The organism is Streptomyces sp. NPDC058678 (assembly GCF_042714835.1).
Taxonomy (GTDB): Bacteria; Actinomycetota; Actinomycetes; order Streptomycetales; family Streptomycetaceae; genus Streptomyces.
The window spans coordinates 13,577-38,432 of sequence record NZ_JBHXSG010000018.1 but is presented as its reverse complement, the minus strand read 5'-3'; the positions used below and the strand labels follow the sequence as shown (position 1 = coordinate 38,432).

The 24,856-nt window shown below is 70.6% G+C and carries 23 protein-coding genes and 1 pseudogene; 11 read left to right on the top strand and 13 right to left on the bottom strand.

Annotation, left to right across the window (positions count from 1 at the left end):
* Positions 1 to 167 precede the first annotated feature (167 nt).
* The 7 genes from ACFWWR_RS18370 to ACFWWR_RS18340 all read left to right on the top strand — a co-directional run bounded on the left by ACFWWR_RS18370 (position 168) and on the right by ACFWWR_RS18340 (position 6,161).
* Complete coding sequence (locus tag ACFWWR_RS18370) at positions 168 to 944, top strand: amino acid ABC transporter ATP-binding protein (RefSeq protein WP_384304244.1); 777 nt, start codon at positions 168 to 170, stop codon at positions 942 to 944.
* 89 nt (positions 945 to 1,033) lie between these two features.
* Positions 1,034 to 1,879 carry a glutamate ABC transporter substrate-binding protein gene (locus ACFWWR_RS18365; RefSeq protein ID WP_384304242.1) on the top strand — a complete coding sequence of 282 codons (846 nt, stop codon included), beginning with the start codon at positions 1,034 to 1,036 and terminating at the stop codon, positions 1,877 to 1,879.
* Between the two features lie 97 nt (positions 1,880 to 1,976).
* On the top strand, positions 1,977 to 2,651 hold the full coding sequence (locus ACFWWR_RS18360) for an amino acid ABC transporter permease (protein ID WP_384304239.1): 675 nt from the start codon (positions 1,977 to 1,979) through the stop codon (positions 2,649 to 2,651).
* Positions 2,648 to 3,556: an amino acid ABC transporter permease gene (locus tag ACFWWR_RS18355; RefSeq protein WP_384304237.1), complete on the top strand. Its 909-nt coding sequence runs from the start codon at positions 2,648 to 2,650 to the stop codon at positions 3,554 to 3,556. Before ACFWWR_RS18360 ends, ACFWWR_RS18355 begins: the two co-directional genes overlap by 4 nt.
* A gap of 176 nt (positions 3,557 to 3,732) precedes the next feature.
* Positions 3,733 to 5,361 carry an FAD-dependent monooxygenase gene (locus ACFWWR_RS18350; RefSeq protein WP_384304234.1) on the top strand — a complete coding sequence of 543 codons (1,629 nt, stop codon included), beginning with the start codon at positions 3,733 to 3,735 and terminating at the stop codon, positions 5,359 to 5,361.
* 6 nt (positions 5,362 to 5,367) lie between these two features.
* Entirely contained in the window at positions 5,368 to 5,529 is a 162-nt protein-coding gene (locus tag ACFWWR_RS18345; RefSeq protein WP_383866391.1) for a putative leader peptide, read from the top strand.
* 80 nt (positions 5,530 to 5,609) lie between these two features.
* Positions 5,610 to 6,161 carry a cysteine dioxygenase gene (locus tag ACFWWR_RS18340; RefSeq protein ID WP_383866389.1) on the top strand — a complete coding sequence of 184 codons (552 nt, stop codon included), beginning with the start codon at positions 5,610 to 5,612 and terminating at the stop codon, positions 6,159 to 6,161.
* Positions 6,162 to 6,331: 170 nt separating this feature from the next.
* Here ACFWWR_RS18340 and ACFWWR_RS18335 read toward each other — a convergent pair whose 3' ends face one another.
* The 5 genes from ACFWWR_RS18335 to ACFWWR_RS18315 all read right to left on the bottom strand — a co-directional run bounded on the left by ACFWWR_RS18335 (position 6,332) and on the right by ACFWWR_RS18315 (position 10,581).
* Positions 6,332 to 6,454 (bottom strand): hypothetical protein, encoded by a 123-nt coding sequence (locus tag ACFWWR_RS18335; RefSeq protein ID WP_383866388.1) that lies wholly within the window; start codon positions 6,452 to 6,454, stop codon positions 6,332 to 6,334.
* Between the two features lie 185 nt (positions 6,455 to 6,639).
* Complete coding sequence (gene recX / locus ACFWWR_RS18330; protein WP_383866386.1) at positions 6,640 to 7,536, bottom strand: recombination regulator RecX; 897 nt, start codon at positions 7,534 to 7,536, stop codon at positions 6,640 to 6,642.
* A gap of 3 nt (positions 7,537 to 7,539) precedes the next feature.
* The gene (gene recA / locus ACFWWR_RS18325) at positions 7,540 to 8,667 is read right to left on the bottom strand and encodes a recombinase RecA (protein ID WP_383866384.1); all 1,128 of its coding nucleotides are present in this window, start codon (positions 8,665 to 8,667) and stop codon (positions 7,540 to 7,542) included.
* 405 nt (positions 8,668 to 9,072) lie between these two features.
* Positions 9,073 to 10,326, bottom strand: a complete 1,254-nt coding sequence (locus ACFWWR_RS18320) for an AI-2E family transporter (RefSeq protein WP_383866382.1) — start codon at positions 10,324 to 10,326, stop codon at positions 9,073 to 9,075.
* A gap of 60 nt (positions 10,327 to 10,386) precedes the next feature.
* Positions 10,387 to 10,581, bottom strand: a complete 195-nt coding sequence (locus ACFWWR_RS18315) for a DUF3046 domain-containing protein (RefSeq protein ID WP_217237332.1) — start codon at positions 10,579 to 10,581, stop codon at positions 10,387 to 10,389.
* An 80-nt stretch (positions 10,582 to 10,661) separates the two neighbouring features.
* Between ACFWWR_RS18315 and ACFWWR_RS18310 the strand changes: the two genes are divergently transcribed.
* Entirely contained in the window at positions 10,662 to 11,606 is a 945-nt protein-coding gene (locus ACFWWR_RS18310) for a hypothetical protein (protein ID WP_383866380.1), read from the top strand.
* A 122-nt stretch (positions 11,607 to 11,728) separates the two neighbouring features.
* Here the strand turns inward: ACFWWR_RS18310 and ACFWWR_RS18305 are convergent, their stop codons facing one another.
* The 3 genes and pseudogenes from ACFWWR_RS18305 to ACFWWR_RS18295 form a co-directional block, all read right to left on the bottom strand.
* Complete coding sequence (locus tag ACFWWR_RS18305; RefSeq protein ID WP_383866378.1) at positions 11,729 to 12,037, bottom strand: AzlD domain-containing protein; 309 nt, start codon at positions 12,035 to 12,037, stop codon at positions 11,729 to 11,731.
* Positions 12,034 to 12,792 carry an AzlC family ABC transporter permease gene (locus tag ACFWWR_RS18300; RefSeq protein WP_383866376.1) on the bottom strand — a complete coding sequence of 253 codons (759 nt, stop codon included), beginning with the start codon at positions 12,790 to 12,792 and terminating at the stop codon, positions 12,034 to 12,036. Before ACFWWR_RS18300 ends, ACFWWR_RS18305 begins: the two co-directional genes overlap by 4 nt.
* Positions 12,780 to 13,655 (bottom strand): annotated as a pseudogene (locus ACFWWR_RS18295) (AraC family transcriptional regulator); the annotation flags it as partial. The pseudogene ACFWWR_RS18295 and the gene ACFWWR_RS18300, both read right to left, overlap by 13 nt.
* Before the next feature lie 360 nt (positions 13,656 to 14,015).
* Between ACFWWR_RS18295 and ACFWWR_RS18290 the strand changes: the two are divergent.
* From ACFWWR_RS18290 to ACFWWR_RS18280, 3 genes are all read left to right on the top strand, one after another.
* Complete coding sequence (locus tag ACFWWR_RS18290) at positions 14,016 to 18,980, top strand: ATP-dependent helicase (RefSeq protein WP_384304232.1); 4,965 nt, start codon at positions 14,016 to 14,018, stop codon at positions 18,978 to 18,980.
* 199 nt (positions 18,981 to 19,179) lie between these two features.
* Positions 19,180 to 20,016 (top strand): Fpg/Nei family DNA glycosylase, encoded by an 837-nt coding sequence (locus tag ACFWWR_RS18285; protein ID WP_383876583.1) that lies wholly within the window; start codon positions 19,180 to 19,182, stop codon positions 20,014 to 20,016.
* A gap of 33 nt (positions 20,017 to 20,049) precedes the next feature.
* Positions 20,050 to 20,814 carry an SDR family NAD(P)-dependent oxidoreductase gene (locus ACFWWR_RS18280; protein ID WP_383876584.1) on the top strand — a complete coding sequence of 255 codons (765 nt, stop codon included), beginning with the start codon at positions 20,050 to 20,052 and terminating at the stop codon, positions 20,812 to 20,814.
* On the opposite strand, the gene ACFWWR_RS18275 is transcribed toward ACFWWR_RS18280, so the two are convergent.
* The 5 genes from ACFWWR_RS18275 to rimO form a co-directional block, all read right to left on the bottom strand.
* On the bottom strand, positions 20,762 to 21,040 hold the full coding sequence (locus tag ACFWWR_RS18275; protein WP_383876586.1) for a hypothetical protein: 279 nt from the start codon (positions 21,038 to 21,040) through the stop codon (positions 20,762 to 20,764). The genes ACFWWR_RS18280 and ACFWWR_RS18275 overlap by 53 nt on opposite strands.
* A gap of 414 nt (positions 21,041 to 21,454) precedes the next feature.
* Entirely contained in the window at positions 21,455 to 21,835 is a 381-nt protein-coding gene (locus ACFWWR_RS18270) for a helix-turn-helix domain-containing protein (protein ID WP_030044087.1), read from the bottom strand.
* Positions 21,836 to 21,944: 109 nt separating this feature from the next.
* Positions 21,945 to 22,502: a CinA family protein gene (locus ACFWWR_RS18265; RefSeq protein ID WP_384304229.1), complete on the bottom strand. Its 558-nt coding sequence runs from the start codon at positions 22,500 to 22,502 to the stop codon at positions 21,945 to 21,947.
* On the bottom strand, positions 22,499 to 23,305 hold the full coding sequence (gene pgsA, locus ACFWWR_RS18260; protein ID WP_383876592.1) for a CDP-diacylglycerol--glycerol-3-phosphate 3-phosphatidyltransferase: 807 nt from the start codon (positions 23,303 to 23,305) through the stop codon (positions 22,499 to 22,501). The genes ACFWWR_RS18265 and pgsA overlap by 4 nt, the downstream gene beginning before the upstream one ends.
* A complete protein-coding gene (gene rimO / locus ACFWWR_RS18255; protein ID WP_383876594.1) occupies positions 23,302 to 24,774 on the bottom strand; it encodes a 30S ribosomal protein S12 methylthiotransferase RimO in 1,473 nt (490 codons plus the stop codon). The genes pgsA and rimO overlap by 4 nt, the downstream gene beginning before the upstream one ends.
* Positions 24,775 to 24,856 lie beyond the last annotated feature (82 nt).

Genomic DNA, 24,856 nt, shown 5'->3' with positions numbered 1-24,856 from the left:
CGCGCGACTTCCGTTACCCGCCCGATACGCGCCCAGCTCGCAAGTGCTACGACACGTGTCCGATTGCTATCGGATCGTGATGCTCAGATTCCCCTCAGATGTAATGACGCTGGTCGCGAGTGGTTACTACTGTCCTCCGAAACCGAGGAGGACGGAGCCTTAGAGCGATGACCGAAGTATCGGTGGCCAAGGAAGATGTGGCCGCGACCGGAGATCTGGTCGTCCTGAAGAGCGTCAACAAGCATTTCGGCGCGTTGCACGTTCTCCAGGACATCGATCTGACGATCGCCCGCGGCGAGGTTGTCGTGGTCATCGGACCCTCCGGGTCCGGAAAGTCCACCCTGTGCCGCGCCATCAACCGCCTGGAGACGATCGACTCCGGCACGATCGCCATCGACGGCAAGCCGCTGCCCCAGGAGGGCAAGGCTCTGGCCCGGTTGCGTGCCGACGTGGGAATGGTCTTCCAGTCCTTCAACCTGTTCGCGCACAAGACCGTGCTCGAGAACGTGATGCTGGGCCAGATCAAGGTCCGCAGGACCGACAAGAAGGTGGCCGAGGAGAAGGCCCGCTCGCTGCTCGACCGAGTGGGTGTCGCCAACCAGGCGGACAAGTACCCCGCACAGCTGTCCGGTGGCCAGCAGCAGCGCGTCGCCATCGCGCGTGCCCTGGCCATGGGCCCCAAGGTCATGCTGTTCGACGAGCCCACTTCGGCGCTCGACCCTGAGATGATCAACGAGGTGCTGGAGGTCATGCAGCAGCTCGCCCGCGACGGCATGACCATGATCGTCGTCACCCATGAGATGGGCTTCGCCCGTTCGGCCGCCAACCGGGTGGTGTTCATGGCGGACGGTCGGATCGTCGAAGAAGCTGTGCCGGACCAGTTCTTCAGCAACCCGCGCAGCGACCGCGCCAAGGACTTCCTGTCGAAGATCCTGCACCACTGACGAATCCGTACCCTGCCGCGACCGCGCCACCGACGGCCCGCGCCACCCGCAACGACGGCATTCTCCTCACCACACAAAGGATGTTCACCATGAAGCTCCGCAAGGTCTCCGCCGCGGCGGCCACCGCGCTCGTCCTCGCCCTGACCGCCACCGCCTGTGGCAGCGACGACGGCGACAGCGACAGCGGCTCGGGCTCCAGTGGCGGCGACAAGATCAAGATCGGCATCAAGTACGACCAGCCCGGTCTGGGCCTGAAGGAGCCCGACGGCTCCTTCTCCGGCTTCGACGTCGACGTGGCGACGTACGTGGCCAAGGAACTCGGCTACAAGCCCGACCAGATCGAGTTCGTCGAGACCAAGAGCGCCGACCGCGAGAACGCTCTCGCCCGCGGCGACGTGAAGTTCATCGCGGCCACCTACTCGATCAACGACGAGCGCGCCAAGAAGGTCGACTTCGCCGGCCCGTACCTGCTGGCTCACCAGGACCTGCTGGTCAAGGCCGACTCGGACATCACCAAGGGCACCGACCTCAACGGCAAGAACCTGTGCTCGGTGACCGGCTCCACTTCGGCGCAGAACGTCAGGGACGAGATCGCCCCGGATGCCAACCTGAAGCAGCTGGGCGGCTACTCGGAGTGCATCTCCGGCCTGCAGGCCGGCTCCGTGGACGCGCTGACCACGGACGACTCGATCCTCGCGGGCTTCGCCGCACAGGAGCAGTACAAGGGCCAGTTCAAGCTCGCCGGCCTCAAGCTCAGCAACGAGAACTACGGCATCGGTGTGAAGAAGGGCGACACCGCGACCGTGGACAAGATCAACGCCGCTCTCGAGAAGATGGTCAGCGACGGCGCGTGGGAGAAGGCGGTCACGGACAACTTCGGTCCGGCCAACTACAAGAACGAGCCGGCGCCGAAGATCGGCAACATCGTCAAGTAGCACGAGTGTTCCCCGGCGTGCCGTCGCCGATTGCGATCAAGGCGGCGGCACGCCGCGCTGTCCACGTACGCCACCCACCCCGGAAGCGCGGGAGATCGTGTTCGACTTTCTTTCAGACTATGACGACCCGAGCATTTGGGGCGCCTTCTGGATGACGGTGAAGCTCACCGCCCTCTCCGGCGTCGGCTCCCTGGTCTGGGGCACCCTCCTGGCCGCGATGCGGGTCAGCCCGGTCCCGCTCATGCGCGGGTTCGGCACCGCCTACGTCAACATCGTCCGGAACATCCCCCTGACGGTCATCATTCTCTTCACCTCGCTCGGTCTCGCCGACACCTTCGGCATGACGATGGGTGCCTCCGACTTCAAGGTCCAGGGCTTCCGGCTGGCCGTGCTCGGCCTCGTCGCCTACACCGCGGCGTTCGTCTGCGAGGCGATCCGTTCCGGCATCAACACCGTGCCGCTCGGACAGGCCGAGGCGGCACGCGCCATCGGCCTGAGCTTCAGCCAGACCCTGTCGCTGATCATCCTGCCGCAGGCCTTCCGCTCGGTCATCGGCCCGCTGGCCAACGTGCTGATCGCGTTGACCAAGAACACCACCGTGGCCGCCGCGATCGGAGTGGCCGAGGCCGCCTTCCTGATGAAGGAAATGATCGAGAACGAGGCCCAGACGCTGCTCATCGGCGCCGTCTTCGCGTTCGGGTTCGTGGTACTGACCCTCCCGACCGGCCTCATCCTGGGCTGGCTGAGCAAGCGACTGGCGGTGAAGCGATGAGCTCCGTCCTCTACGACACTCCTGGACCCCGCGCCAAGCGGCGCAACGTCTTCTTCTCGGTGGTCTTCTTCGTCCTGCTGGCTCTGCTCCTGTGGTGGATCTGGCAGACCATGGACGACAAGAACCAGCTGCGGTGGGCCCTGTGGAAGCCGTTCACCGAGTCGGAGGCCTGGACGACGTATCTGCTGCCGGGGCTCGCCGACACGCTGAAGGCAGCGGCGCTCGCCATGGTGATCGCCCTTCCGCTGGGCGCGGTCTTCGGCATCGCCCGCCTCTCCGACCATCGTTGGGTGAGGGTTCCGGCCGGTGCGGTGGTCGAGTTCTTCCGGGCCATCCCGGTGCTGCTGCTGATGCTGTTCGCCAACGAGTTCTTCGCCCGCTCCACGGGCGTCAGCACTGAGGACCGACCCCTTTACGCGGTCGTCACCGGCCTCGTGCTCTACAACGCGTCCGTTCTCGCCGAGATCGTACGGGCCGGCATCCTCTCCCTGCCGAGGGGTCAGTCGGAGGCCGCGATGGCGGTCGGTCTGCGCAAGGGCCAGACGATGGCCAACGTTCTGCTGCCGCAGGCCGTCACCGCGATGCTGCCGGCCATCGTCAGCCAACTCGTGGTCATCGTGAAGGACACCGCGCTGGGCGGCGTGATGATCGGCTTCACCGAGCTGCTCAACACGCGCGGCACACTCGCGGCCAACTACGCCAACGTCGTCCAGAGCTTCGTCGTGGTGGCAGTCATCTACATCGTGCTCAACTTCATCCTCACCAGCTTCGCGGGCTGGCTGGAGCGCAGGCTGCGGCGCAGCAAGAAGAGCACGGGCGCCGTCCTGGGCAAGGACGACGTGGAGGAGCTCAACGCCGCCGAGGTGGGTGGCACCTTCGGAACCGGTGCCGGCGGCGGCATCTGATGATCAGTCAAGTGGCATGAGTGTGCACGGAGGCAGTGGCGTGATCGCCACTGCCTCCGTCACTTGACGCAAGCACCGGCAATGGGTTGCATACGTTCTGTGATCGTGCACCCTGCTCAAACTTCCTGTTCACCCACGTCTCTCGGAACACCGCTGCGGGCAGGGGGCGCCGCGCCGTGGACCCGGTGATCATCGTCGGCGCGGGGCCCGTCGGGCTCACGCTGGCCCTGGCTCTGGCCCGTCAGGAAGTGCCGTCCGTCGTCCTCGACGAGGGTCCGGGCAAGGACGAACCGCGCCTCGCGCGCACCGTCGTACTGCGCGAGGACACCGCCGCCCTCATGGAGCGGCTGACCGGCGTGCCGCTCGCCGAGGCCGGCGTCCACTGGGCCGGATGGCGGTCGATGCGGCGCAAGCAGGTGATGCGCGAGGTCACGTTCGGGGGCGACACCGATGCCGAGGACGATGCCGGTCCGGCCCCCCTGCACATCGCCCAGCACGTGCTGACCGGCGCCCTGCGCGCCGCCCTCGCCGGCGAGCGCCTCGTCAAGATCGCCGTGGACAGCCGCCTCGACGCCGTCGAGCAGGAGCCCTCGGGCGTCACGGCTCACACCCGTGGTCCCAAAGGCACCTGGTGGCGCGGCAGTTACCTGGTCGGCTGCGACGGCACCCGCTCCACGGTGCGCAAGCTCCAGGACATCCGCTTCCCGGGTCGTACGGCGGTCGAACGACACGCCGTGGCGGCACTGCGCACGGAACTCCCCTGGCCCGACCAGGCCTTGCTCCACCGGATGCCGCCGTGGCGCACGACCGGCCCCTCGGCCGCCGAGGTCACCGGGCGCCCCCTGCCGGACGGGGTCTGGCGTCTCGACTGGCTGCTGCCGCCGGGCAAGGACCTAGTCACGCCCGAACTGCTGGTGACCCGCGTCCGGGAGACCCTGGCGGGCTGGACCGGCGGCTCGACACCGCCGTACGAACTCCTGGACACCGGCGTCCACACGGTCCATCACCGCCTGGCCCGCCGCTGGCGCGCCGGTCGGGTCTTCCTCGCCGGGGACGCCGCACACCTCCTCGGCGCGCTCGGCACGCAGGGCCTCGACGAGGGGCTCGAGGACGCCGACAACCTCGCCTGGAAGCTGGCGCTGGCCTGGCACCACGGGCCGCACGAGGCGCTGCTCGACAGCTACCAGGCGGAGCGGCGCGCGGTCGTCGCCGCCCGGCTGCGCGCCGCCGACCAGGCCCTGCCGCTGCTGCGCGGCGCCGGCAATCTGCGCGCCTACGTCCCCGGCTCGGCCCGCGGCCACGACGCGCTGCTCACGGACGGCCACTTGGGGCGCGGCGCGCTCGGTGCGCCGGGGGCGTACGCCGATTCGCCGCTCGCGCCCCGGCACCTCGAAGGGGAGGCCCTCGTCGCCACGGAGCCCGGTGCTCCGGTCACCGACGTGCGGGTGACGGCGGAGGACGGCTCCTTCGTACGACTGCGGGACCGCCTCGGCCGCGGCGCGCTGCTCGTCGTACTGATCGCGCCGGGCACCGGCGTGTGGGAGCGCAAGCACTGGGTGACCGCCGGGATCATGCCCCGGCTGGCGGCGGCGGTGAGCGCGCTGCCACACACCGCCGAACTGCTGGTCGCCGAGGAGTACCCGGGCGCTGCCCCGCACACCGTCCTTCTCGTACGACCCGACGGTCACCTCGTCACGGCACTGACCGGGGTCCGGCCGGCCGATCTGTACGCGGCGGCCGAGGCGGCGCTGGGCGGGCCTGCGCGGGCGGGCGCCGAAGCCAAGGCGGGGGCCGCCGCACGGTGACTACTGGTGCTCTTTGTCACCGTGCGTCCACATAGTGACAGTGAGTTGACCGGTCTGCACCGTCGTGGTGTACTCCGGATCGTGACTGACACCTGTGTGCACCTGTGGCGGAAGGTCCATGTGGACCTCGTCCGCTACGCGGGCTGCATGTGTCGCCCGTCCTGCTGAATTCGCATTCCTCTTCACTTTGCGCGCGCCGCTTCTGCGTTGACGCGCGCTCCACGCGAACGCTCTTCAGGACGGTGCCCGTGTCTGTCTCCCCTGCTGTCTCCTCCGCTTCCCTTGTCGGCTCCGGTTCCGCTGTCTCCGTGCCCACGCAGGCGGATCTCCTCGCATTCGTACGGCGTACGGCCGCCGACGCCGAGCTGATCGCCTCGCTCCCCCTCGACCCGGAGGGCCGCACCTGGGTGCGGCTGGAAGGGCCGGGCGGCAGCGAGGCCTGGCTGATCGGCTGGCCGCCCGGCAGCGGCACCGGCTGGCACGACCACGCCGAGTCGGTCGGTGCCTTCCTGACCGCGTCCGGTGAGCTCAAGGAGCACTCGCTCGCCGCCCGGCTGCCCGCCGACGGGTGGAAGACGCTGGAACTCAGCGAGGGCGTGGACCGGGAGCGCCTACTGACCGCGGGGCAGGGCCGCGCCTTCGGCCGCCACCACGTCCACGAGGTTCTCAACGAGTCCACCGAGCACCACGCGATCTCCGTTCACGCCTACTACCCGCCCCTGCCGCAGATCCGCCGCTACAGCCGCAGCGGACCGATCCTGCGCCTGGAGCACGTGGAGCGTCCGGAGGACTGGCAGTGAGGTCTCGTCCCTCAACAGAGCGAGGGTGTTGGTCACAGCCAAGTCGCGGGTGTCCGCCGTCGAGTTGGACAGGGTGGCCGCGAAGCGGCCGTCCTTGAGTGCTGCCAGGCCCTCGTCCGTGGGTTGACCGGCACGATCTTGACGTCCTGGCCGCCGCCCGCATCGAACGCCTAGCGGGCGGCGAACGCCATCTGCTCGTTGGACACGAAGGCGTAGTCCGGACCGGGGTGTGCCTTGATCCCCTCGGCGGCCCACTCCTCCGGCGGCGCTACTCCTTGCCGGAAGCGGCGCACACCATCCGGGCCCGTATCACTCGGACGACGGCAGCGGGGACGAGACCGGTGAGCTGTCAGGTAATGGATCCGATGGGCAGTGACGCCTGGTGGGCCTACGGGCCTACGGGCCTGCAGCAGCCTGGCTCGCTCCCGAACGCGTGGGTGTTCCCCGCGCGTCCACGTGTCCGGGATGAGGCCAGCCCTCAGAACCCCTCGTCCCCGAGGAACTCCGTGTCCTCGCCCTCCTCCTCCAGCGCCTGCCGGACCACCCGCAGGGCCATGCCCTGGGGATAGCCCTTGCGGGCGAGCATGCCGGCGAGGCGACGCAGGCGCTTGTCGCGGTCGAGGCCGCGGGTGGAACGCAGCTTGCGGGCGACGAGGTCATACGCGGTCGCCTCCTCCTGCTCGGAGTCGAGCTGTGCGACGGCCTCGTCGATCAACGTGGAGTCGACGCCCTTGGTCCGCAGTTCCTGTGCGAGCGCCCGCCTGGCGAGCCCTCGTCCGTGGTGCCGGGACTCCACCCAGGCCTCCGCGAACGCGCTGTCGTTGATCAGCCCGACCTCCTCGAACCTCGACAGCACCTCCTCGGCGGCATCATCCGGAATCTCCCGCTTGCGCAGGGCGTCCGCGAGCTGTTTCCGCGTGCGCGGGGTCCCGGTGAGCAGGCGCAGACAGATCGCCCGTGCCTGCTCCACCGGATCTTTCGGAGGCTCTTCTTTCGCGTCCTTCGACGAGAAGGAGGCGCCGCCGTCCTCTCCGGGCGACTCCGCGCGGCCGCGCCGACGACGCCCCCGTGAGCCACCCGCGCCCCGTGCCCCGCCGCTCCGGCGCGAACCGCCCACGGGCGAACCCCCACCGAACGCCGAGGAGCCGCCGTCCGCCCCGTCCCCGTGAGCCCCGTCAGACCACTGTCCAACGCCCGGCTCGTCGTCGTACGACCCCCTCGTGCCGTACGACGCCGTGCGGGCATAGTCCCCCTGCATGTCATGGACCGTGTCGCCGCCGCTCATACCGGCGAAGCCCCCGTCGCCTTCGCCACCCCGCTCACGCGGAGCGCCCGGATGGGCGGCGTACTCGGTCCAGTCGGTTCGCCGTGTCACGGATCAGCTCTTGGCCGCCGCGGCCTTGGTCTTTGCTGCCTTGGCCACCGCCGGAGCGGGCACCGTCTTCCCGGCGTCGTCCGTGGCGGTGGAGACCACCGCGTCCGCGCTCGGCTCGGCGGCCGGTTCCTGGGGCCGGACGCCGACGCCCAGCTTGTCCTTGATCTTCTTCTCGATCTCGTTGGCCAGGTCGGGGTTGTCCTTCAGGAAGTTGCGCGCGTTCTCCTTGCCCTGGCCGAGTTGGTCGCCCTCGTACGTGTACCAGGCGCCCGCCTTGCGGACGAAGCCGTTCTCCACGCCCATGTCGATCAGGCCGCCCTCGCGGCTGATGCCCTGCCCGTAGAGGATGTCGAACTCGGCCTGCTTGAAGGGCGGAGCGCACTTGTTCTTGACGACCTTGACGCGGGTGCGGTTACCGACCGCGTCGGTGCCGTCCTTCAGCGTCTCGATGCGTCGGATGTCGAGCCGCACCGAGGCGTAGAACTTCAGCGCCCGGCCACCGGTCGTGGTCTCCGGCGAGCCGAACATCACGCCGATCTTCTCGCGGAGCTGGTTGATGAAGATCGCGGTGGTCTTGGACTGGTTGAGCGCACTGGTGATCTTCCGCAGGGCCTGGCTCATCAGGCGGGCCTGCAGACCGACGTGACTGTCACCCATCTCGCCCTCGATCTCCGCGCGCGGGACGAGTGCGGCGACGGAGTCGATCACGATCAGGTCGAGGGCGCCGGAGCGGACCAGCATGTCCACGATCTCCAGGGCCTGCTCGCCGTTGTCGGGCTGGGACAGGATCAGGTTGTCGATGTCGACGCCGAGCTTCTTCGCGTACTCGGGGTCGAGGGCGTGCTCCGCGTCCACGAACGCGACCTGGCCGCCGGCCTTCTGAGCGTTGGCCACGGCGTGCAGAGTCAGGGTCGTCTTGCCGGAGGACTCCGGCCCGTACACCTCCACGACACGGCCGCGCGGCAGGCCACCGACGCCGAGGGCGACGTCGAGTGCGGTCGACCCTGTGGGGATGACCTCGATGGGCTCGTTCGGCCGCTCGCCCAGGCGCATGACTGCGCCCTTGCCGAATTGCCGTTCAATCTGTGCGAGTGCGGCGTCGAGCGCCTTCTCGCGGTCGGTTCCTGCCATGGGTTCCACCCGGTTTGCTTGAGTCGATCGCTTCACGTCAAAGACGCTAACGCCTGCCACTGACAATGCGCCTCGACGCCCGTCCGGCCTGTGGATAACTCGGGCACTTCTCCACCAAAACCGGGTCGAAAGCCCCGCCGAGAGTCTCGCCGGAGCTCCCATAAGAATGGATGTTCGATTTTTGTGTCAAGCGCACCACGCGGCACCTCCGAGGCTACGTCCCGGTGGCTGTTGCGGGGCTGCCGACCGCCGGTGGGCGGTGGTTTGGGGTGTCGTCGTTGTCCAGCCGGGCGGGACCACACCGGCGCCGCTCCCCCTGGCACTGGGCGGAGAAGCGGTCCGTGACCTGAAGGGGGCCTGAGCCTGGCCGGCCCTCCGACCTGTACGCCGCTCCTGGCCCCTCGATCAGGAGGAGCCGTCGCCGGGGTCCTCCGCCCCCGGTCGCCGCGTCCACAACGCACGCAGGCGCCTGAACGGGCTGTCACCCGCCCCACGTCTCCGGTGCCCGTGGACCCGGGGGTCGTCCGTGACGGCGTACCGCTTCACGTACGCCCCGAGGAAGGCCTGCAGTGTGGCGATCGCCGGGATGGCGATCAGCGCGCCGACCGCGCCGAGGAGGGCGGTGCCGGCGATGACGGAACCGAAGGCGACCGCGGGGTGGATGTCGACGGTCTTCGAGGTCAGCTTGGGCTGCAGCACGTAGTTCTCGAACTGCTGGTAGACCACGACGAAGATCAGCACCCACAGCGCGTACCAGGGGTTGACCGTGAAGGCGATCAGCATGGGAAGGGCGCCCGCGAGATACGTACCGATCGTGGGGATGAACTGCGAGACCGCCCCCACCCACACGGCGAGCACGGGCGCGTACGGCACGCTCAGCGCCTCGAGCAGGATGTAGTGCGCGACGCCGGAGATGAGGGCCATCAGCCCGCGCGAGTAGATGTAACCGCCGGTCTTGTTCACGGCGATCTCCCACGCGCGCAGGACCTCGGCCTGCTTGGCGGGAGGCAGGACGGAGCAGAGCGCGCGGCGCAGCCGGGGACCGTCGGCGGCGAAGTAGAACGAGAACAGCGTGATCGTCAACAGCTGGAACAGCCCGCCGAGGACCTGGGCGGACACGTCCAGGACGCCGGTGGCGCTGTTCTGCACGTAGTTGCGCAGCCAGTCGGACCTGAGCAGGCCCTCCTGGACGTCCACGCGCTTCAGCTCGGTGTTGAAATGCGTGTTGATCCAGTTGATGACGGAGTCGAGGTATGCCGGGAAGTCCTCGACGATCTTGATGATCTGGCCCGCCAGCATGGAGCCGAGCAGCGTGACGAAACCGGCCGCCACGATCATCACGCCGAGGAAGACGAGGGCAGTCGCCAGTCCCCGGCGCAGCCCGCGCGAGGCCATCCAGCTCACCGCGGGCTCGATGGCCAGGGCCAGGAAGAACGCGATGAGGATGTTGATCAGCAGGCTGGTGAGCTGGTGGAAGGCCCAACTGCCCAGCTGGAACACGGCGATGAGGGCGAGCGCGAGCACCATGGCGCGGGGAAGCCAACGCGGCATACGGGCGTTCGGCCCGGCGGCGCCTGCGGCCGGGGGCCGGTTGGGCGGCGTCGTGCCGAACGGGGATGCCTGCTCGGTGACCTGGTCGGTCTCGTCAGTTGGTGCCACGGTGCAAGTCTCGCCCACGTGACTGACAATCGGTTACCGTCCTGCGATCTTCGTGACCGATCAGTGCTTCTCCCACGGAACGTTCATGACGGTGCAGACCACACGCCACACGTCCTTGGCGTCCCAGCCGGCGTCCAGCGCCTCGTTCACCGTGCGCCCGCCGAGCTCCGCCATCACGTGATCGCGCGCGAAGGTGTCGGCGTAGCCCGGCCCGAAGTGATCCGTCATCCGCTCCCAGAAAACCGTCAACCGCATGACTTCAGTATCCCGCCCCTGAGGGTGGGCCTGAGCCGGGACCGCTTGCCGAGACCGCTTTCCGCCCTACGGTCTGACGCATGGCCGAAACAGGAGCTTCCCCACTCCCCCCGACGCCCCCGGCGCACTCCCCACTCACGCGCGCCGAGCACTTCGTCTGGCTCACCGCACGGGTGCTGGAGCAGCGCCTCTTCGCGTACCACTTCCTGAAAGGAAGCGCCGACCCGGTGGAGACGGCGCTGGACGCCTACCGCAACGAGGACGGCGGGTACGGCCACGCGCTGGAACCCGATCTGCGGGGCCCGGTCAGCCAGCCGCTGCACACCGGGCACGCCCTGCGGGTCCTGGACGCCATCGGGCGCTGCGGCGGACAGCGCGTGGAGCGCGTGTGCCGCTATCTGACCTCCGTGACCACGCCGGACGGCGCACTGCCGGCGGTCCATCCCAGCCAGGGCGGCTACCCGGCGGCCCCTTTCATCCCGATCCTGGATGATCCGCCGAGCGAACTCCTCGCCACCGGACCGGTGGTGGGCCTCCTGCACCGCAATGAGGTGTGGCACGCCTGGCTCTTCCGGGCCACGGAATTCTGCTGGCAGGCGGTCCAGTCCCTGGAGCAGTCCCACCCGTACGAGATCCAAGCCGCCGTCGCCTTCCTGGATTCCGCTCCCGACCGCCCGCGCGCGGAGGCGGTCGCCGATCGCCTCGGCCGTCTGGTGCGCGAACACCGGCTCGTGGCATTGGACCCCGACCGACTCGACGCGTACCCGGTCGCGCCGGGCTACGCCCCCGGGGAGCACCACTTCCCGCACGACTACGCGAAGACGCCCGCCTCCCTGGCGCGCGGGTGGTTCACGGACGACGAGATGGCCCGCTCCCTGGACTTCCTCGCGGCCGAGCAGCGGGAGGACGGCGGCTGGCCGATCCGCTGGCGCCAGTGGGCTCCGAGCACAGCCGTGGAAGCCCGCCCCATGGTGACGCTCGACGCGCTGCGCACCCTGCGGGCGTACGGCCGTCCCCTGGGCTGAGACAGCGGCTGCCCCTCGCATCCCATCAGCGGAACCAGTCCCGGTGTCATGACCCACGCGCGCGTCGGATGAGCCCGCCGACTTCGATCGGCACCGCTCCCCCGGGACACGCGACCGGCAGATCACCCACTCATCGCCCGCACCCCGGCGGTCACCAGCACAGCGGCCGCGACGACGACCAGGAAGGGAGCGCGCAGAACCAGCGCCCCGGCAGCCGCGGCGAGTCCCGCGGCCCGCGCGTCCAGCACCAGAGCCTGCCCGTCGCCGAAGGTCTGCTGGGCCGTGAGCGCAGCCAGGAGGGCCACGGGCAACAGGGCGGCAAGACGCCTGACGAGAGGCCGCTCAAGGGCACCGGCGGGCACGAGAAGCCCCGCGAGCTTGACGGCGTAGCACCCGAGGGCGGTCGCGCCGATCGCGATCCAGGTGTTCAACGATCTTCCCCCTCCATGCCATCACGCTGTACGCCGTCAGGGCCGGCGCCTCTACGACGGCCCTCCGCCCACAGCACGACCGGCGCCGCGAGCGCGGCCACCAGAACGGGCACGCCGGCGGGCAGCACCGGCAGCAGCCCGAGTCCCAGCAGCACCGCGAGACCGGCGACGGCCCGCTCGACGGCGGTCTTCAGCATGGGCGCCAGCAACGCCAGGAAGACCGCGGGCCCTGCCGCGTCCAGCCCCCAGGCGTCGGTGTCACCGATGGCCTCGGCCCCCAGCGCGCCCAGCAGTGTGGTGAGGTTCCACAGCACGTACAGGCTGAGCCCCGTCACGGCGAACCCGATCCGCACGCCGCGCCGCGTGGGCTGCGCCAGCGCCACGGCCGCCGTCTCGTCGATGACCCACTGCGCGGCGAACGGACGCACCGCGCGCGGGAGGGCAAGCAACTGCGACAGCCGCAAGCCGTAGAACGCGTTGCGCACCCCCAGGAAGAACGCCCCCGCGGCCGCCGTCAGCGGGTTGCCGCCCGCCGCGAGCGCCCCGACCAACGCGAACTGCGACGCCCCCGTGAAGACCAGCAGGCTGAGCGCGCAGCTCTGCAACACCGTGAGCCCGCTCCCTGCCGAGGTCACTCCGAAGGCGAACCCGGACAGCCCGACGGCCACCCCGACTCCCAGCGCGTCCCTCACCACGGCGGAATCGGGCTTCGCTCCACCACCACGTGCGTCCGTGAGACCTATCTGCTCTGCCACCCCTCGCACGGTAGAACCAGCCGCCCCCGCTCGTCTTGGACGTTCTTGCGCTCACGCCGGTACGCCCCCGGAGGCACACCCACGATCCGCGTGAAATGCCGATTCAGATGGGGCTGATCCGTGAACCCCACCGCGGCGGCCACCTCGGCCGGAGTCGTACCGACATCCAGCAGCCGCCGCGCCCGGCGCACCCGCGCATCGGTCAGCCAGGCATGCGGCGGCATCCCGTAGGCATCCCGAAACGCCCGCAACAACGCGAACGGGCTGGTCCCCAGCTCACCGGCCAGCCCTTCCAGGGTCGGCGGCTCGGCCATCCGCTCCTCGAGCACGGCACGCGCGCGTTCCGCGACCCGGGCACCTGCTGTCCGTACGTCCCGCTGCGGCAGCGCCCCGCCGTTCAACCGGAGCAGCCGTGTCACGGCAACCCGCAGCAACGTGTCGGCGGCCAGCGCGTTCCCCTCCTCCGCGGCTCGCAGCACCTGATGCACCAGCCCCACGGCATACGGATCGTCCAGCACCGGCCGGAGGAACCCCGGCGTCCCCCGGATCAGGGTGGTCTCGGCAGCGATCTCCGCCACCACCTCCGGCGACGGATACACGGCCCCGTACCGCCACCCGTCGGGAACCCCGGCTCGCCCCGTATGGACCGTATCCGGATTGACCAGGGCCAGCGTCCCCGCCCCCGCGTACTGATCGGCCCCCCGATGATGGAAGATCTCGACCCCGTCAGCGATGGCGGCGATGACGAAGTGTTCGTGCGTATGGCGCACGAACGTCTTCCGGACATACCGAGCCCGCAGCAGATCGACCCCGGGCAGCTCGGCGTACCGCCAGTGCCGCGCCCTCTCACTCGAACCCGCCATGACTCCATCTTCCGACACGCCGGCCACCACCCCGACCCAGCGGTGCGGGCACCGGTACCCGCACCGCACCCGAGTACGGCCGGAAGGGGCCGTGTCGGGGGGTGTCCGCCCGCAGCGGTTGGCGCGTCAACACGAGCACCTCGAAAGGCAACCGATTCCGCGCCGTTCCGAGGACGGACACCCCCCGACACGGCCCCGACCCACAACGCACCCGCACCGGCGCCGCAGGCACCCGCACAGGCCGGCGCAGGCTTGGCAACCCAAACCGGGCGCAACGCCCCCGCAGGCACGGCAGCGAAGCCCAACCCACCATCCGCCCAGGTCAGCCGCATTGTCAGTCCCCGGGTGCAGGATGGACACATGGTCAGCTCCGCACACCAGGCCCTCAAAGCCTTCTCCCCCGCGACCCGCGGCTGGTTCACGGGCGCCTTCGACGCGCCCACCGCCGCACAGGCAGGCGCGTGGCAGGCCATCGCAGAGGGCTCGGACGTGCTGGTCGTCGCCCCCACCGGTTCAGGCAAGACCCTGGCCGCCTTTCTCGCCGCACTGGACCAGCTCGCCTCCACACCTCCACCCGCCGACCCCAAGAAGCGCTGCCGGGTCCTGTACGTCTCCCCGCTCAAGGCTCTCGCTGTGGACGTGGAGCGCAACCTCCGCAGCCCCCTGACCGGCATCCGCCAGGAGTCCGTCCGCCTGGGTCTGCCCGAACCGGAGGTCAAGGTCGGCATCCGCTCCGGCGACACGCCCGCCGCCGAGCGCCGCGCCCTGTCCACCCGCCCCCCGGACATCCTGATCACCACCCCGGAGTCCTTGTTCCTGATGCTGACGTCGGCCACGCGCGACGCGCTGACCGGCATCGAGACGGTGATCCTGGACGAGGTGCACGCGGTCGCCGGCACCAAGCGCGGCGCCCACCTCGCCCTCTCCCTGGAGCGCCTGGACGAACTCCTGCCCAGGCCGGCCCGTCGCATCGGCCTCTCGGCCACGGTCCGCCCGGTCGACGAGGTCGCCCGCTACCTCTCCCCCCGCCGCAAGGTGGAGATCGTCCAGCCGAAGTCCGGCAAGGAGTTCGACCTCTCGGTCGTCGTCCCGGTCGAGGACCTGGGCGAACTTGGCGGCTCTCCGGTCGCCGACGGCTCCGAGGGCGCGGAACGCCCGTCGATCTGGCCGCACGTCGAGGAGCGCATCGCCGACCTCGTCCAGGCCCACCGCTCGACGATCGTGTTCGCCAACTCCCGCCGCCTGGCGGAACGCCTGTGCAACAGGCTCAACGAGATCGCCTACGAGCGAGCCACCGGCGAACCCCTGGACGAACACCACGCCCCCGCCGAACTCATGGGCGGTTCCGGAGCGGCCCAGGGCGCCCCGCCCGTCATCGCCCGCGCCCACCACGGCTCGGTCTCCAAGGAACAGCGCGCCCTCGTCGAGGAGGACCTCAAGGCCGGCCGCCTCCCCGCCGTGGTGGCGACCTCCAGCCTCGAACTGGGCATCGACATGGGGGCCGTGGACCTCGTGATCCAGGTGGAGTCTCCGCCCTCGGTGGCCTCCGGCCTCCAGCGGGTCGGTCGCGCCGGTCACCAGGTGGGCGCGGTCTCCACCGGTGTCGTCTTCCCGAAGTACCGCGGTGACCTGGTCCAGGCAGCAGTCGTCACCGAACGCATGCGCACCGGCTCCATCGAGTCCCTGAGGGTGCCCGCCAACCCGCTGGACGTCCTGGCCCAGCAGCTCGTCGCCATGACGGCGATGGACACCTGGCAGCTCGACGACCTGCTCACGATCGTCCGCCGTGCCGCCCCCTTCGCCGCACTCCCCGAATCGGCGTTCACGGCCGTCCTCGACATGCTCGCCGGCCGCTACCCGTCCGACGCCTTCGCGGAATTGCGCCCGCGCGTGGTCTGGGACCGCGTCGCCGGCACGATCACCGGCCGCCCCGGCGCCCAGCGCCTGGCCGTCACCTCCGGCGGCACGATCCCCGACCGCGGCCTCTTCGGGGTCTTCCTCGCCGGTTCCGATCCCAAGAAGGGCGGCGGCCGGGTCGGCGAGCTCGACGAGGAGATGGTCTACGAGTCCCGGGTCGGCGACGTCTTCACGCTCGGCACCAGTTCCTGGCGCATCGAGGACATCACCCGGGACCGCGTCCTGGTCTCCCCCGCCCCGGGCGTCCCGGGTCGGCTTCCCTTCTGGAAGGGCGATCAGCTGGGCCGCCCACTCGAACTGGGCCGCGCGGTAGGGGCGTTCCTGCGCGAGGTCGGTTCGCTGCCCACGGAGGACGCCCGCCTCCGTCTCCTCGCCGCGGGCCTGGACGCCTGGGCCGCGGAGAACGTGTTGTCCTATCTGAAGGAGCAGCGCGAGGCATGCGGGCACATCCCGGACGACCGCACGATCGTCGTGGAGCGCTTCCGTGACGAGCTCGGGGACTGGCGGGTCGTCGTGCACTCCCCCTTCGGTGCCCAGGTACACGCCCCGTGGGCCCTCGCGCTCGGCGCCAAGCTCTCCGAGCGGTACGGGATGGACGCCCAGGTCATGCACGCCGACGACGGCATCGTCCTACGGTTGCCGGACGCCGACCTGATGGGCCTGGACCTGCTCGACCAGGAGCCCATGAGGGCGGGCACGGAATACGACGCCGAGCAGGCGCCCGTCGGGGCGGCGGACGTTGTCTTCGACAAGGGCGAAGTCGACCAGGTCGTGACCGACCAGGTGGGCAGCTCGGCTCTCTTCGCGGCCCGCTTCCGCGAGTGCGCCGCCCGCGCCCTGCTGCTGCCGCGCCGCAACCCGGGCAAGCGCACCCCGCTGTGGCAGCAGCGCCAGCGTGCCTCCCAACTGCTCCAGGTGGCGAGCGAGTTCGGGTCGTTCCCGATCGTCCTGGAAGCGGTCCGCGAATGCCTGCAGGACGTCTTCGACGTCCCCGGCCTGGTCGAGCTGATGGGCGACCTGGAGTCCCGGAAGGTGCGCCTCGTCGAGGTCACCACCCCCGAGCCCTCCCCCTTCGCCCGCTCCCTCCTCTTCGGGTACGTCGCCCAGTTCCTGTACGAGGGAGACTCACCGCTCGCCGAGCGCCGCGCCGCCGCCCTCTCCCTGGACTCACGCCTGCTGGCCGAACTCCTCGGCCAGGCGGAACTGCGCGAACTGCTCGACGCCGAGGTGCTGACCGAGCTGGAACAAGAACTCCAGTGGCTCACCGAGGACCGCCGCGTCAAGGACGCCGAGGGCGTCGCCGACCTGCTGCGGCTGCTCGGCCCGCTCAAGGAGGCCGAGCTGACCGCGCGGGGCGCCGAGCCGCAGTGGGCCCAGGAGCTGGCCGGCGCCCGTCGCGCGATCCGGGTCCGCGTCGCCGGCGCCGACCACTGGGCGGCGATCGAGGACGCGGGCCGCCTGCGCGACGCGCTCGGCACGGCACTGCCGGTAGGCGTCCCGGAAGCCTTCATGGAGCCCGTCAAGGACCCACTGGGCGACCTGCTCGCGCGCTATGCCCGCACCCACGGCCCGTTCACCTCGGCCACCGCGGCGGCCCGCTTCGGCCTGGGCGTGGCGGTCACCGAGGGCGCTCTGCAGCGGCTCGCGGCGACGGGCAGGGTCGTGCAGGGCGAGTTCCACCCGGCCGGGATCGGCCAGGAATGGTGTGACGCCACCGTCCTGCGCCGCCTCCGCCGCCGCTCCCTCGCCGCCCTGCGCCACGAGCTGGAACCGGTACCGCCACCCGCGCTCGCCCAGTTCCTCCCCCAGTGGCAGCACATCGGCAAGGGCCACGGCCTGCGCGGCATCGACGGACTGGTGCGTGCCGTCGAGCAGTTGCAGGGCGCGTCCGTGCCCGCGTCCGCCCTGGAGAAGCTCGTCCTCCCGTCCCGCGTCGCGAACTACACCCCCGCGATGCTCGACGAGCTCACCGCGGCCGGAGAGATCGTCTGGGCCGGCGCGGGAGCCCTCCCCGGCAAGGACGGCTGGGTCTCCCTGTACGTGGCGGACGCGGCCCCCCTGCTCCTCCCGCCGCCCCACCCCCTGGAGCTGACGGCGCTTCACCAGTCCGTCCTGGACGCCCTCTCCGGAGGCTACGGCCTGTTCTTCCGGCAGATCGCCGACCAGGTCCGCGCCACCAGCCACCCAGAGGCCACCGATCCCCAACTGGCCGATGTCGTCTGGGACCTGGCCTGGTCCGGACGGCTCACGAACGACACGCTCACCCCAATGCGCTCCCTCCTGGGCTCGGGCCGCACCGCCGGTTCCACGGCCCACCGCGCCAAGCGGACCGTCCCGCGCGGGCGCTACGGCTCCTTGACCGCCGCCGCCCGCCCCGCGTCCCGCACCGGCCCGCCGACCGTCGCCGGCCGCTGGTCCCTGCTCCCGGACCGCGAGGCCGACCTCACCGTGCGCGCCCACGCCCTGGCCCGTGTCCTTCTCGACCGGCACGGCGTGGTGACCCGCGGAGCCGTCTCCGCGGAAGGCGTCGAGGGCGGCTTCTCCGCGGTGTACCGCATCCTGTCCGCCTTCGAGGACAGCGGCCAGGCACGACGTGGCTACGTGGTGGAGGGACTCGGCGCCGCACAGTTCGCCATGGACGGCGCGGTCGACCGCCTCCGCGCGGTGGCCAACGCCCGCGACCGGGGCGAAGCCCTGCCGCCCCCGGCTCGGCCCGACGGCGCTCAAGACGGCTTCGGCCCGCACACTCCCTTCGCACCAACCGCCTTCGACTCCCCCACCGACTTCGCTTCCGACCCCTTCGCGTCCGCCCCCCACACCACCGACAGCCCGAACCCGGCCGACGGCCACCCAGACCAAAGTCCTCCCGCCTTCGATCCCGGCCTCCCCGACGACTGGCAGCCCTTCCCCGCCTCGACCTCGCGGAGCGAGTGGACCTCCCCCCGCGACTTCCCCCCACCGACCGGCCCCGCCTACGGCCCGTACGCCTCCCCCTCCGCACCCCGCCGCACCCCCGACTCCCGAGCCGTCGTTCTCGCCGCCGCCGACCCCGCGAACGCATACGGCGCGGCTCTCCCCTGGCCGGATCCCCCGACCGACGCCGGCCACAAGCCGGGCCGAAAGGCGGGCTCCCTGGTGGTCCTCGTCGACGGTGAGCTGACGCTCTACATGGAGCGGGGCGGCAAGACCCTGCTGGCCTGGCCCTCCGACCCGGCCGGCGCGGCGACGGACGACCCGCGCCTCCAGGAGGCGGCACAAGCCCTCGCCGGCGCCGCCAAGGCAGGCTCCCTGGGCACCGTCACCGTCGAGCGCGTCAACGGAGCCTCGGCCCTGACGTCCCCCATCGGCACCCTCCTGGAAGGAGCGGGCTTCATCGCCACGCCACGCGGCCTGCGACTGCGCGCATGAACCGGGCAAAGCCATCACAGCCCACTCCCGCATCCCCTCTCCCCCGCATCACGCAGCCCACTCCGGCACCCCCACTCCCCCGCATCACGCAGCCCACTCCGGCACCCCCACTCCCCCGCATCACACTCCCCCACCCCCGCACCACTCACCCCATTCCGCACGACGCACCCCCGACCCCACCCCGTGCCACCCTTGACCCATGCCCGAAGGAGACACGGTCTGGCAAGCCGCGAGACGGCTGCACGGCGCCCTCGCCGGCGAGGTGCTGACCCGTAGCGACCTCCGCGTGCCGAAATTCGCCACGGCCGATCTCACGGGCCGCACCGTCCTGGAGGTCACTCCGCGCGGAAAACACCTCCTGACTCGTATCGAGGGCGGCCTCACCCTCCACTCGCACCTGCGCATGGACGGCTCCTGGAAGGTGTACGCCAACGACCAGCGCTGGACCGGCGGCCCGACGCACCAGATCCGGGCGATCCTGGGTACCGCCGACCGCACGGCCGTCGGCTACCGCCTCCCCGTCCTCGAGCTCCTGCGCACCACCGACGAACACCGCGCCGTCGGCCACCTCGGCCCCGACCTCCTGGGCCGTGACTGGAACCCGGACCAGGCCCTGGCCAACCTTCTCGCCGACCCCGCCCGCCCCCTCGGTGAGGCCCTGCTCGACCAGCGCAACCTCGCCGGCATCGGCAATGTCTACAAGAGCGAGCTCTGCTTCCTCCTCGGCGTCACACCCTGGCTGCCCGTCGGCGCCCTCCCCGCCGCCCGCGCCGCACAACTGCCGGCACTGGCCAAGAGGTTCCTGGAAGCCAACCGCGACCGCCCGATCCGCACCACGACGGGCCGCAGAGGCCAGGATCTGTTCGTGTACGGCCGCGCACCCCGCCCCTGTCTGCGTTGCCACACCCCCGTCCGGGTGGCGGACCAGGGCGACGGCTCCCGCGAGCGCCCCACGTACTGGTGCCCGACCTGCCAGCCAGGACCGGCCCCGACCACCACCCCGCGCCGCAGAACACAGCGCCGTACGACCAATTGACGATCCGTCAGATCCCCTCGTACCGTCCCTTTCATGCCCCTCAAGGCGTACGACCTCACCGGGCGCACCGCATTCGTCACCGGCGCCGCCAGCGGCATAGGCCGCGCCTCGGCCCTGTTGCTCGCCGCGGCCGGCGCCACCGTGCACTGCGCGGACCTGGACGCACCGGGCCTCGACGAGACCGCGAGAGCCGTCAAGGGCACCGGCGGCACGGCCCACATCCACCCCCTCGACGTCACCGACCGCGAACAGCTCCACGAGGCCGTCGCCTCCTGCGAGCGTCTGGACGTGATGGCCGCCGTCGCCGGCATCATGCACAGCAGCCCGGTCCTGGAGACCCGCGACGAGGACCTCGACCGGGTGCTGAACGTCAACTTCAAGGGCGTCCTGTACGCGTGCCAGGAGGCGGCCCGCCTGATGCTCGCCCGGCACACCAGGGGCAGCATCGTCACGATGGCCTCGGGCGCCGTGGACACCGGCGGCCCCGGCCTGCTCTGCTACGGCGCGGCCAAGGCGGCCGTCGTCCAGCTGACGAAGACGCTCGCGACCGAGGTCGGCCGGCACGGCATCCGGGTCAACGCGGTGGCGCCGGGCTGGATCCGCACCCCCATGACCGACCGGCGCGACACCGAAGCCCAGGCACGCACCGAGTCGCTCATGGCCCGGATGTCACCACTGGGCCGGGTTGGCGAACCGGAGGACGTCGCCCAGGCGGTGCTCTACCTGGCCTCCGACGCCTCGTCCTTCACGACGGGCCAGATCCTGCGTCCGAACGGCGGTGTGGCAATGCCGTGGTAGACCGCGCCACCCGCCAGGCCGCCGCCCACCGTCCCGAAGCCACGGCCCCCACGGCCCGGTCCTTGGGCACACAGTGCACCGGCAACAGGCTCAGCCCCCATCCCCCGGCCGCGACCGCCCCCTCCAGCACCCCCGCGTCCGGCGCCAGCGCGAGCCGCAGCACGGCCCACCACCACAGCACCCCGAGCCCGAGAAGCGCCCCCCAGCGCACTATCGGCCCCGCCATGGACGTCACCTCCAGCCCGACCAGTCCCGACGCTAGGCCGGCGTCTCACCCACGGGGAGGGCGCACCGGCGGCACACAGGAGCACCGCCCGTCGCTCGATCCCGGTCAGGCACAACCCAGCTCCACCATGACCGCCACGGCCCCCACCGGCAAACGGACCGGCGGCAGCGGATCCCGAACCGGACGAGAGGCTGAACCGGACGAGGGCGACCGCCGGGGAGGCCGGTACCCGAATCACAAGAAGCCCCCGACCGCCTGCCACCCCCAACGCCGAACACCCGCACCACGACGCGAAAAACCCCGACCGCTCTCCTCCAGGTCTCCCCGGAGAAGCCCCGGCCGGGGCCTCACACATTTCCTCAGCGCAGTCGCACGCAGTCAGCGCACGTCAGCACAAGCACACCCGCGTGAGCGTCACGCGGCGACCACGTCCACCGCTTCGGCGGGCGCCTTGATCGTCACCCGTTCCGGTGGCACACCGGCCACCGAGACGGAACCCAGCATCGGGCGAACCGGCGTCGGCACAGGTTCGCTGGGGGTGGCCGCAGCAGACTGGGCCAGCTCGGCGAGAGCGAGCTCGTCGCTCACTTCCCGCATGAGCTCGGACATCCGTACGTCCAACGCGTCGCAGATGGCGGAGAGCAGCTCGGAGGAAGCCTCCTTCTGCCCCCGCTCCACCTCGGAGAGATAGCCGAGTGAGACTCGGGCGGACGAGGAGACTTCGCGCAGAGTACGGCCCTGGCGCTGGCGCTGCCGACGCAGCACGTCACCCAGCAGGCGACGGAGCAGAATCATCGGTGGCTCCCTCCTCGGACCGCGTAGCCGCATCCTTCTCGCCCCACCGTACCGCCTTGCGCCGCGGCCGTGCGGGGAGCGATGTCGTGTTCACTCAGGGCTGCAAACATCAAAACCCCCCGTTCCGTTCCGTATCCTGTGCCCGTTCATTCCCGGTCTGTTGGCTCGCAAGCCCCTCCAGGAGCAGTGCGAGTACGCTCCGTACACTCTCCATACGAATTTCCGCACGGTCGCCGTTCAACCGCAGTGCGGTCACTTTCCCGCCATCAATGGCGCCGGACGACGCCGCGAAAGGCCCGTCGACGGCCACGAACACCGTCCCGACGGATTTGCCGTCCTGCGGTTCCGGACCGGCGACACCGGTGGTCGCGATACCCCAGTGGGCGCCGAGCGCCTTGCGCACTCCGACCGCCATCAGACCCGCGACCTGCGGATCCACCGCTCCGTGCGCCGCCAGCAGAGCGGCGTCGACGCCCAGCAGTTCATGCTTCAGCTCGGTGGCGTAGGCGGTCACCGACCCTCGGAACACCTTGGACGCCCCGGGGACCGCTGTGATTTCCGCCGCTACCAGTCCGCCGGTGAGCGACTCGGCGACGGCGAGCGTCTCACCCTTCACCGTGAGTAGTCGTACCACTTCTACGGCCACGTCCGCGGCCGGGGAACTCACGCTTCCGTCTCCTCCAACGCCGCCTTGCGCTCGGCGATTCCCTGCCGGCGCAGCACAATGGCCTGTCTCACATAGTCGAGCCCGGTCACGACGGTCAGCACGACCGCGGCCGCCATCACCCAGAACCTCAGAGTGGCCAGCCATCCCGTCAGTGCCAGGACGTACATCCCCACCGCCACGCCCTGCGTGAGGGTCTTCAGCTTGCCGCCGCGGCTCGCGGGAATGACGCCGTACCGGATGACCAGAAAACGCAGCAGTGTGATCCCGAGTTCCCGGCCGAGGATGACAGCCGTCACCCACCACGGCAGATCGCCGAGGGCCGACAGACAGATCAGCGCCGCCCCCATGATCGCCTTGTCGGCGATGGGGTCGGCGATCTTTCCGAAGTCGGTGACGAGGTTGTACGTGCGGGCCAGATGCCCGTCGAACAGGTCGGTGATCATGGCGACGGCGAAGGCCGCCCATGCGAACGAACGCCATGCCGGGTCGTAACCGCCGTCGGCCAGCATCAGCGCCACGAAACCGGGGACGAGGAGCAGCCGGAGCATGGTCAGCAGATTGGCGATGTTCCAGACACTGGCCTGGTTGACGGCGGCGGCCGCCAGCTTCCCGCCACGCGCGGTCTTCGAACCGGAATCAGCACCCGAGGCAGACGGGGCCGACGCGGCAGACGCGGCGGCAGAAGCAGCAGAGGCGCCGGAGACGGCACCAGGCGCGGAAGCGGCACCCGAAGCCGCCGTGCCCGCGGCCGCGCCCTTCGCGGCGGCGGAGCCACCCGCAGCGGACGCCGGGACTCCGGTCATCTGGCCGCCTCCTCACTACATGCGAGCGAGCCCTGCAGCGGCTCGGCCACCAGGTCGACACCTTCCGTGCCGATCACCTTCGCCTCGACGATACGACCGACGCTCAGCCCTTCGCCGCTCGTGAGCAGCACTTGGCCGTCGGTCTCGGGCGCCTGGTGCTCCCCACGGCCGTACACACCCTCGACGGAGTCCACGGACTCCACGAGCACCTGCACGGTCTCGCCCACCCGCTCCTCGGCTCGCTGCGAGACGAGTTCCTCCGCCAGCCGGGACACCCGGGCAAGTCGCTCGGCGACGACGTCCACGTCGAGCTTGTTCTCGTACGTCGCCGCTTCGGTGCCCTCCTCGTCGGAGTACCCGAAGACGCCGATGGCGTCCAGCCTCGCGCCGTTCAGGAAGCGCTCCAGCTCGGCGAGGTCGGCCTCGGTCTCGCCCGGGAAGCCCACGATGAAGTTCGAGCGCACGCCCGCCTGGGGTGCCTTGCTCCGGATGGTGTCGAGCAGTTCCAGGAAGCGGTCGGTGTCGCCGAAGCGGCGCATCGCGCGCAGCACGTCGGGCGCGGAGTGCTGGAAGGACAGGTCGAAGTAGGGCACGACCTTGGGCGTGGAGGTCAGCACGTCGATGAGCCCGGGGCGCATCTCGGCCGGCTGGAGGTAGCTGACGCGCACCCGCTCGATGCCGTCGACCTCGGCGAGCTCGGGCAGCAGGGACTCGAGGAGGCGGATGTCGCCCAGGTCCTTGCCGTACGACGTGTTGTTCTCGGAGACCAGCATGATCTCCTTGACGCCCTGCTCGCCCAGCCACCGCGTCTCGTTCAGCACGTCGCTGGGACGGCGCGAGATGAAGGAGCCGCGGAAGGACGGGATGGCGCAGAAGGAGCAGCGCCGGTCGCAGCCGGAGGCGAGCTTCACGGAGGCGACCGGAGAGCCGTCGAGGCGGCGGCGCAGGGGCGCCCGGGGGCCGGAGGCCGGAGCGAGGCCCTCCGGCAGGTCGGACGCGGCGCCGTGCCCGGGCAGCGCGACGTCGGAGACCGACTGCCGCTCGGCAGGGCTGATCGGCAGCAGCTTGCGCCGGTCGCGCGGGGTGTGGGAGGCGTGGATTCCGCCGTTCAGGATGGTCTGCAGCCGGTCGGAGATGTCGGCATAGTCGTCGAAGCCGAGCACGCCGTCGGCCTCGGGAAGAGCCTCGGCGAGGTCCTTGCCGTACCGCTCGGCCATGCAGCCCACCGCCACGACGGCCTGGGTTCTGCCGTGACCCTTGAGGTCGTTGGCCTCCAGGAGGGCGTCGACGGAGTCCTTCTTGGCGGCGTCGACGAAGCCGCACGTGTTGACGACGGCGACGTCGGCGTCCGAGGCGTCCTCCACGAGGGCCCAGCCGTCCGCCTCCAAGCGGCCTGCGAGCTCCTCCGAGTCCACCTCGTTACGGGCGCAGCCAAGAGTGACGAGTGCGACGGTACGGCGTTCAGGCATGGGCTCAAGACTACTTCGTCCCACTGACACCCCACGTCGACGGGGTTGGCCGATCTTGGCCAACCCCGTCCGTACCCGTCCG

Bases quoted from the DNA above. Each gene is read 5' to 3' on its own strand.
- ACFWWR_RS18290 (WP_384304232.1), top strand. From the start codon at position 14,016: ATGGTCAGCTCCGCACACCAGGCCCTCAAAGCCTTCTCCCCCGCGACC.
- recA (WP_383866384.1), bottom strand. From the start codon at position 8,667: ATGGCAGGAACCGACCGCGAGAAGGCGCTCGACGCCGCACTCGCACAG.
- ACFWWR_RS18280 (WP_383876584.1), top strand. From the start codon at position 20,050: ATGCCCCTCAAGGCGTACGACCTCACCGGGCGCACCGCATTCGTCACC.
- ACFWWR_RS18270 (WP_030044087.1), bottom strand. From the start codon at position 21,835: ATGATTCTGCTCCGTCGCCTGCTGGGTGACGTGCTGCGTCGGCAGCGC.
- ACFWWR_RS18315 (WP_217237332.1), bottom strand. From the start codon at position 10,581: ATGCGGTTGACGGTTTTCTGGGAGCGGATGACGGATCACTTCGGGCCG.
- ACFWWR_RS18285 (WP_383876583.1), top strand. From the start codon at position 19,180: ATGCCCGAAGGAGACACGGTCTGGCAAGCCGCGAGACGGCTGCACGGC.
- ACFWWR_RS18355 (WP_384304237.1), top strand. From the start codon at position 2,648: ATGAGCTCCGTCCTCTACGACACTCCTGGACCCCGCGCCAAGCGGCGC.
- ACFWWR_RS18275 (WP_383876586.1), bottom strand. From the start codon at position 21,040: ATGGCGGGGCCGATAGTGCGCTGGGGGGCGCTTCTCGGGCTCGGGGTG.
- ACFWWR_RS18310 (WP_383866380.1), top strand. From the start codon at position 10,662: ATGGCCGAAACAGGAGCTTCCCCACTCCCCCCGACGCCCCCGGCGCAC.
- pgsA (WP_383876592.1), bottom strand. From the start codon at position 23,305: ATGACCGGAGTCCCGGCGTCCGCTGCGGGTGGCTCCGCCGCCGCGAAG.
- ACFWWR_RS18365 (WP_384304242.1), top strand. From the start codon at position 1,034: ATGAAGCTCCGCAAGGTCTCCGCCGCGGCGGCCACCGCGCTCGTCCTC.
- ACFWWR_RS18370 (WP_384304244.1), top strand. From the start codon at position 168: ATGACCGAAGTATCGGTGGCCAAGGAAGATGTGGCCGCGACCGGAGAT.
- rimO (WP_383876594.1), bottom strand. From the start codon at position 24,774: ATGCCTGAACGCCGTACCGTCGCACTCGTCACTCTTGGCTGCGCCCGT.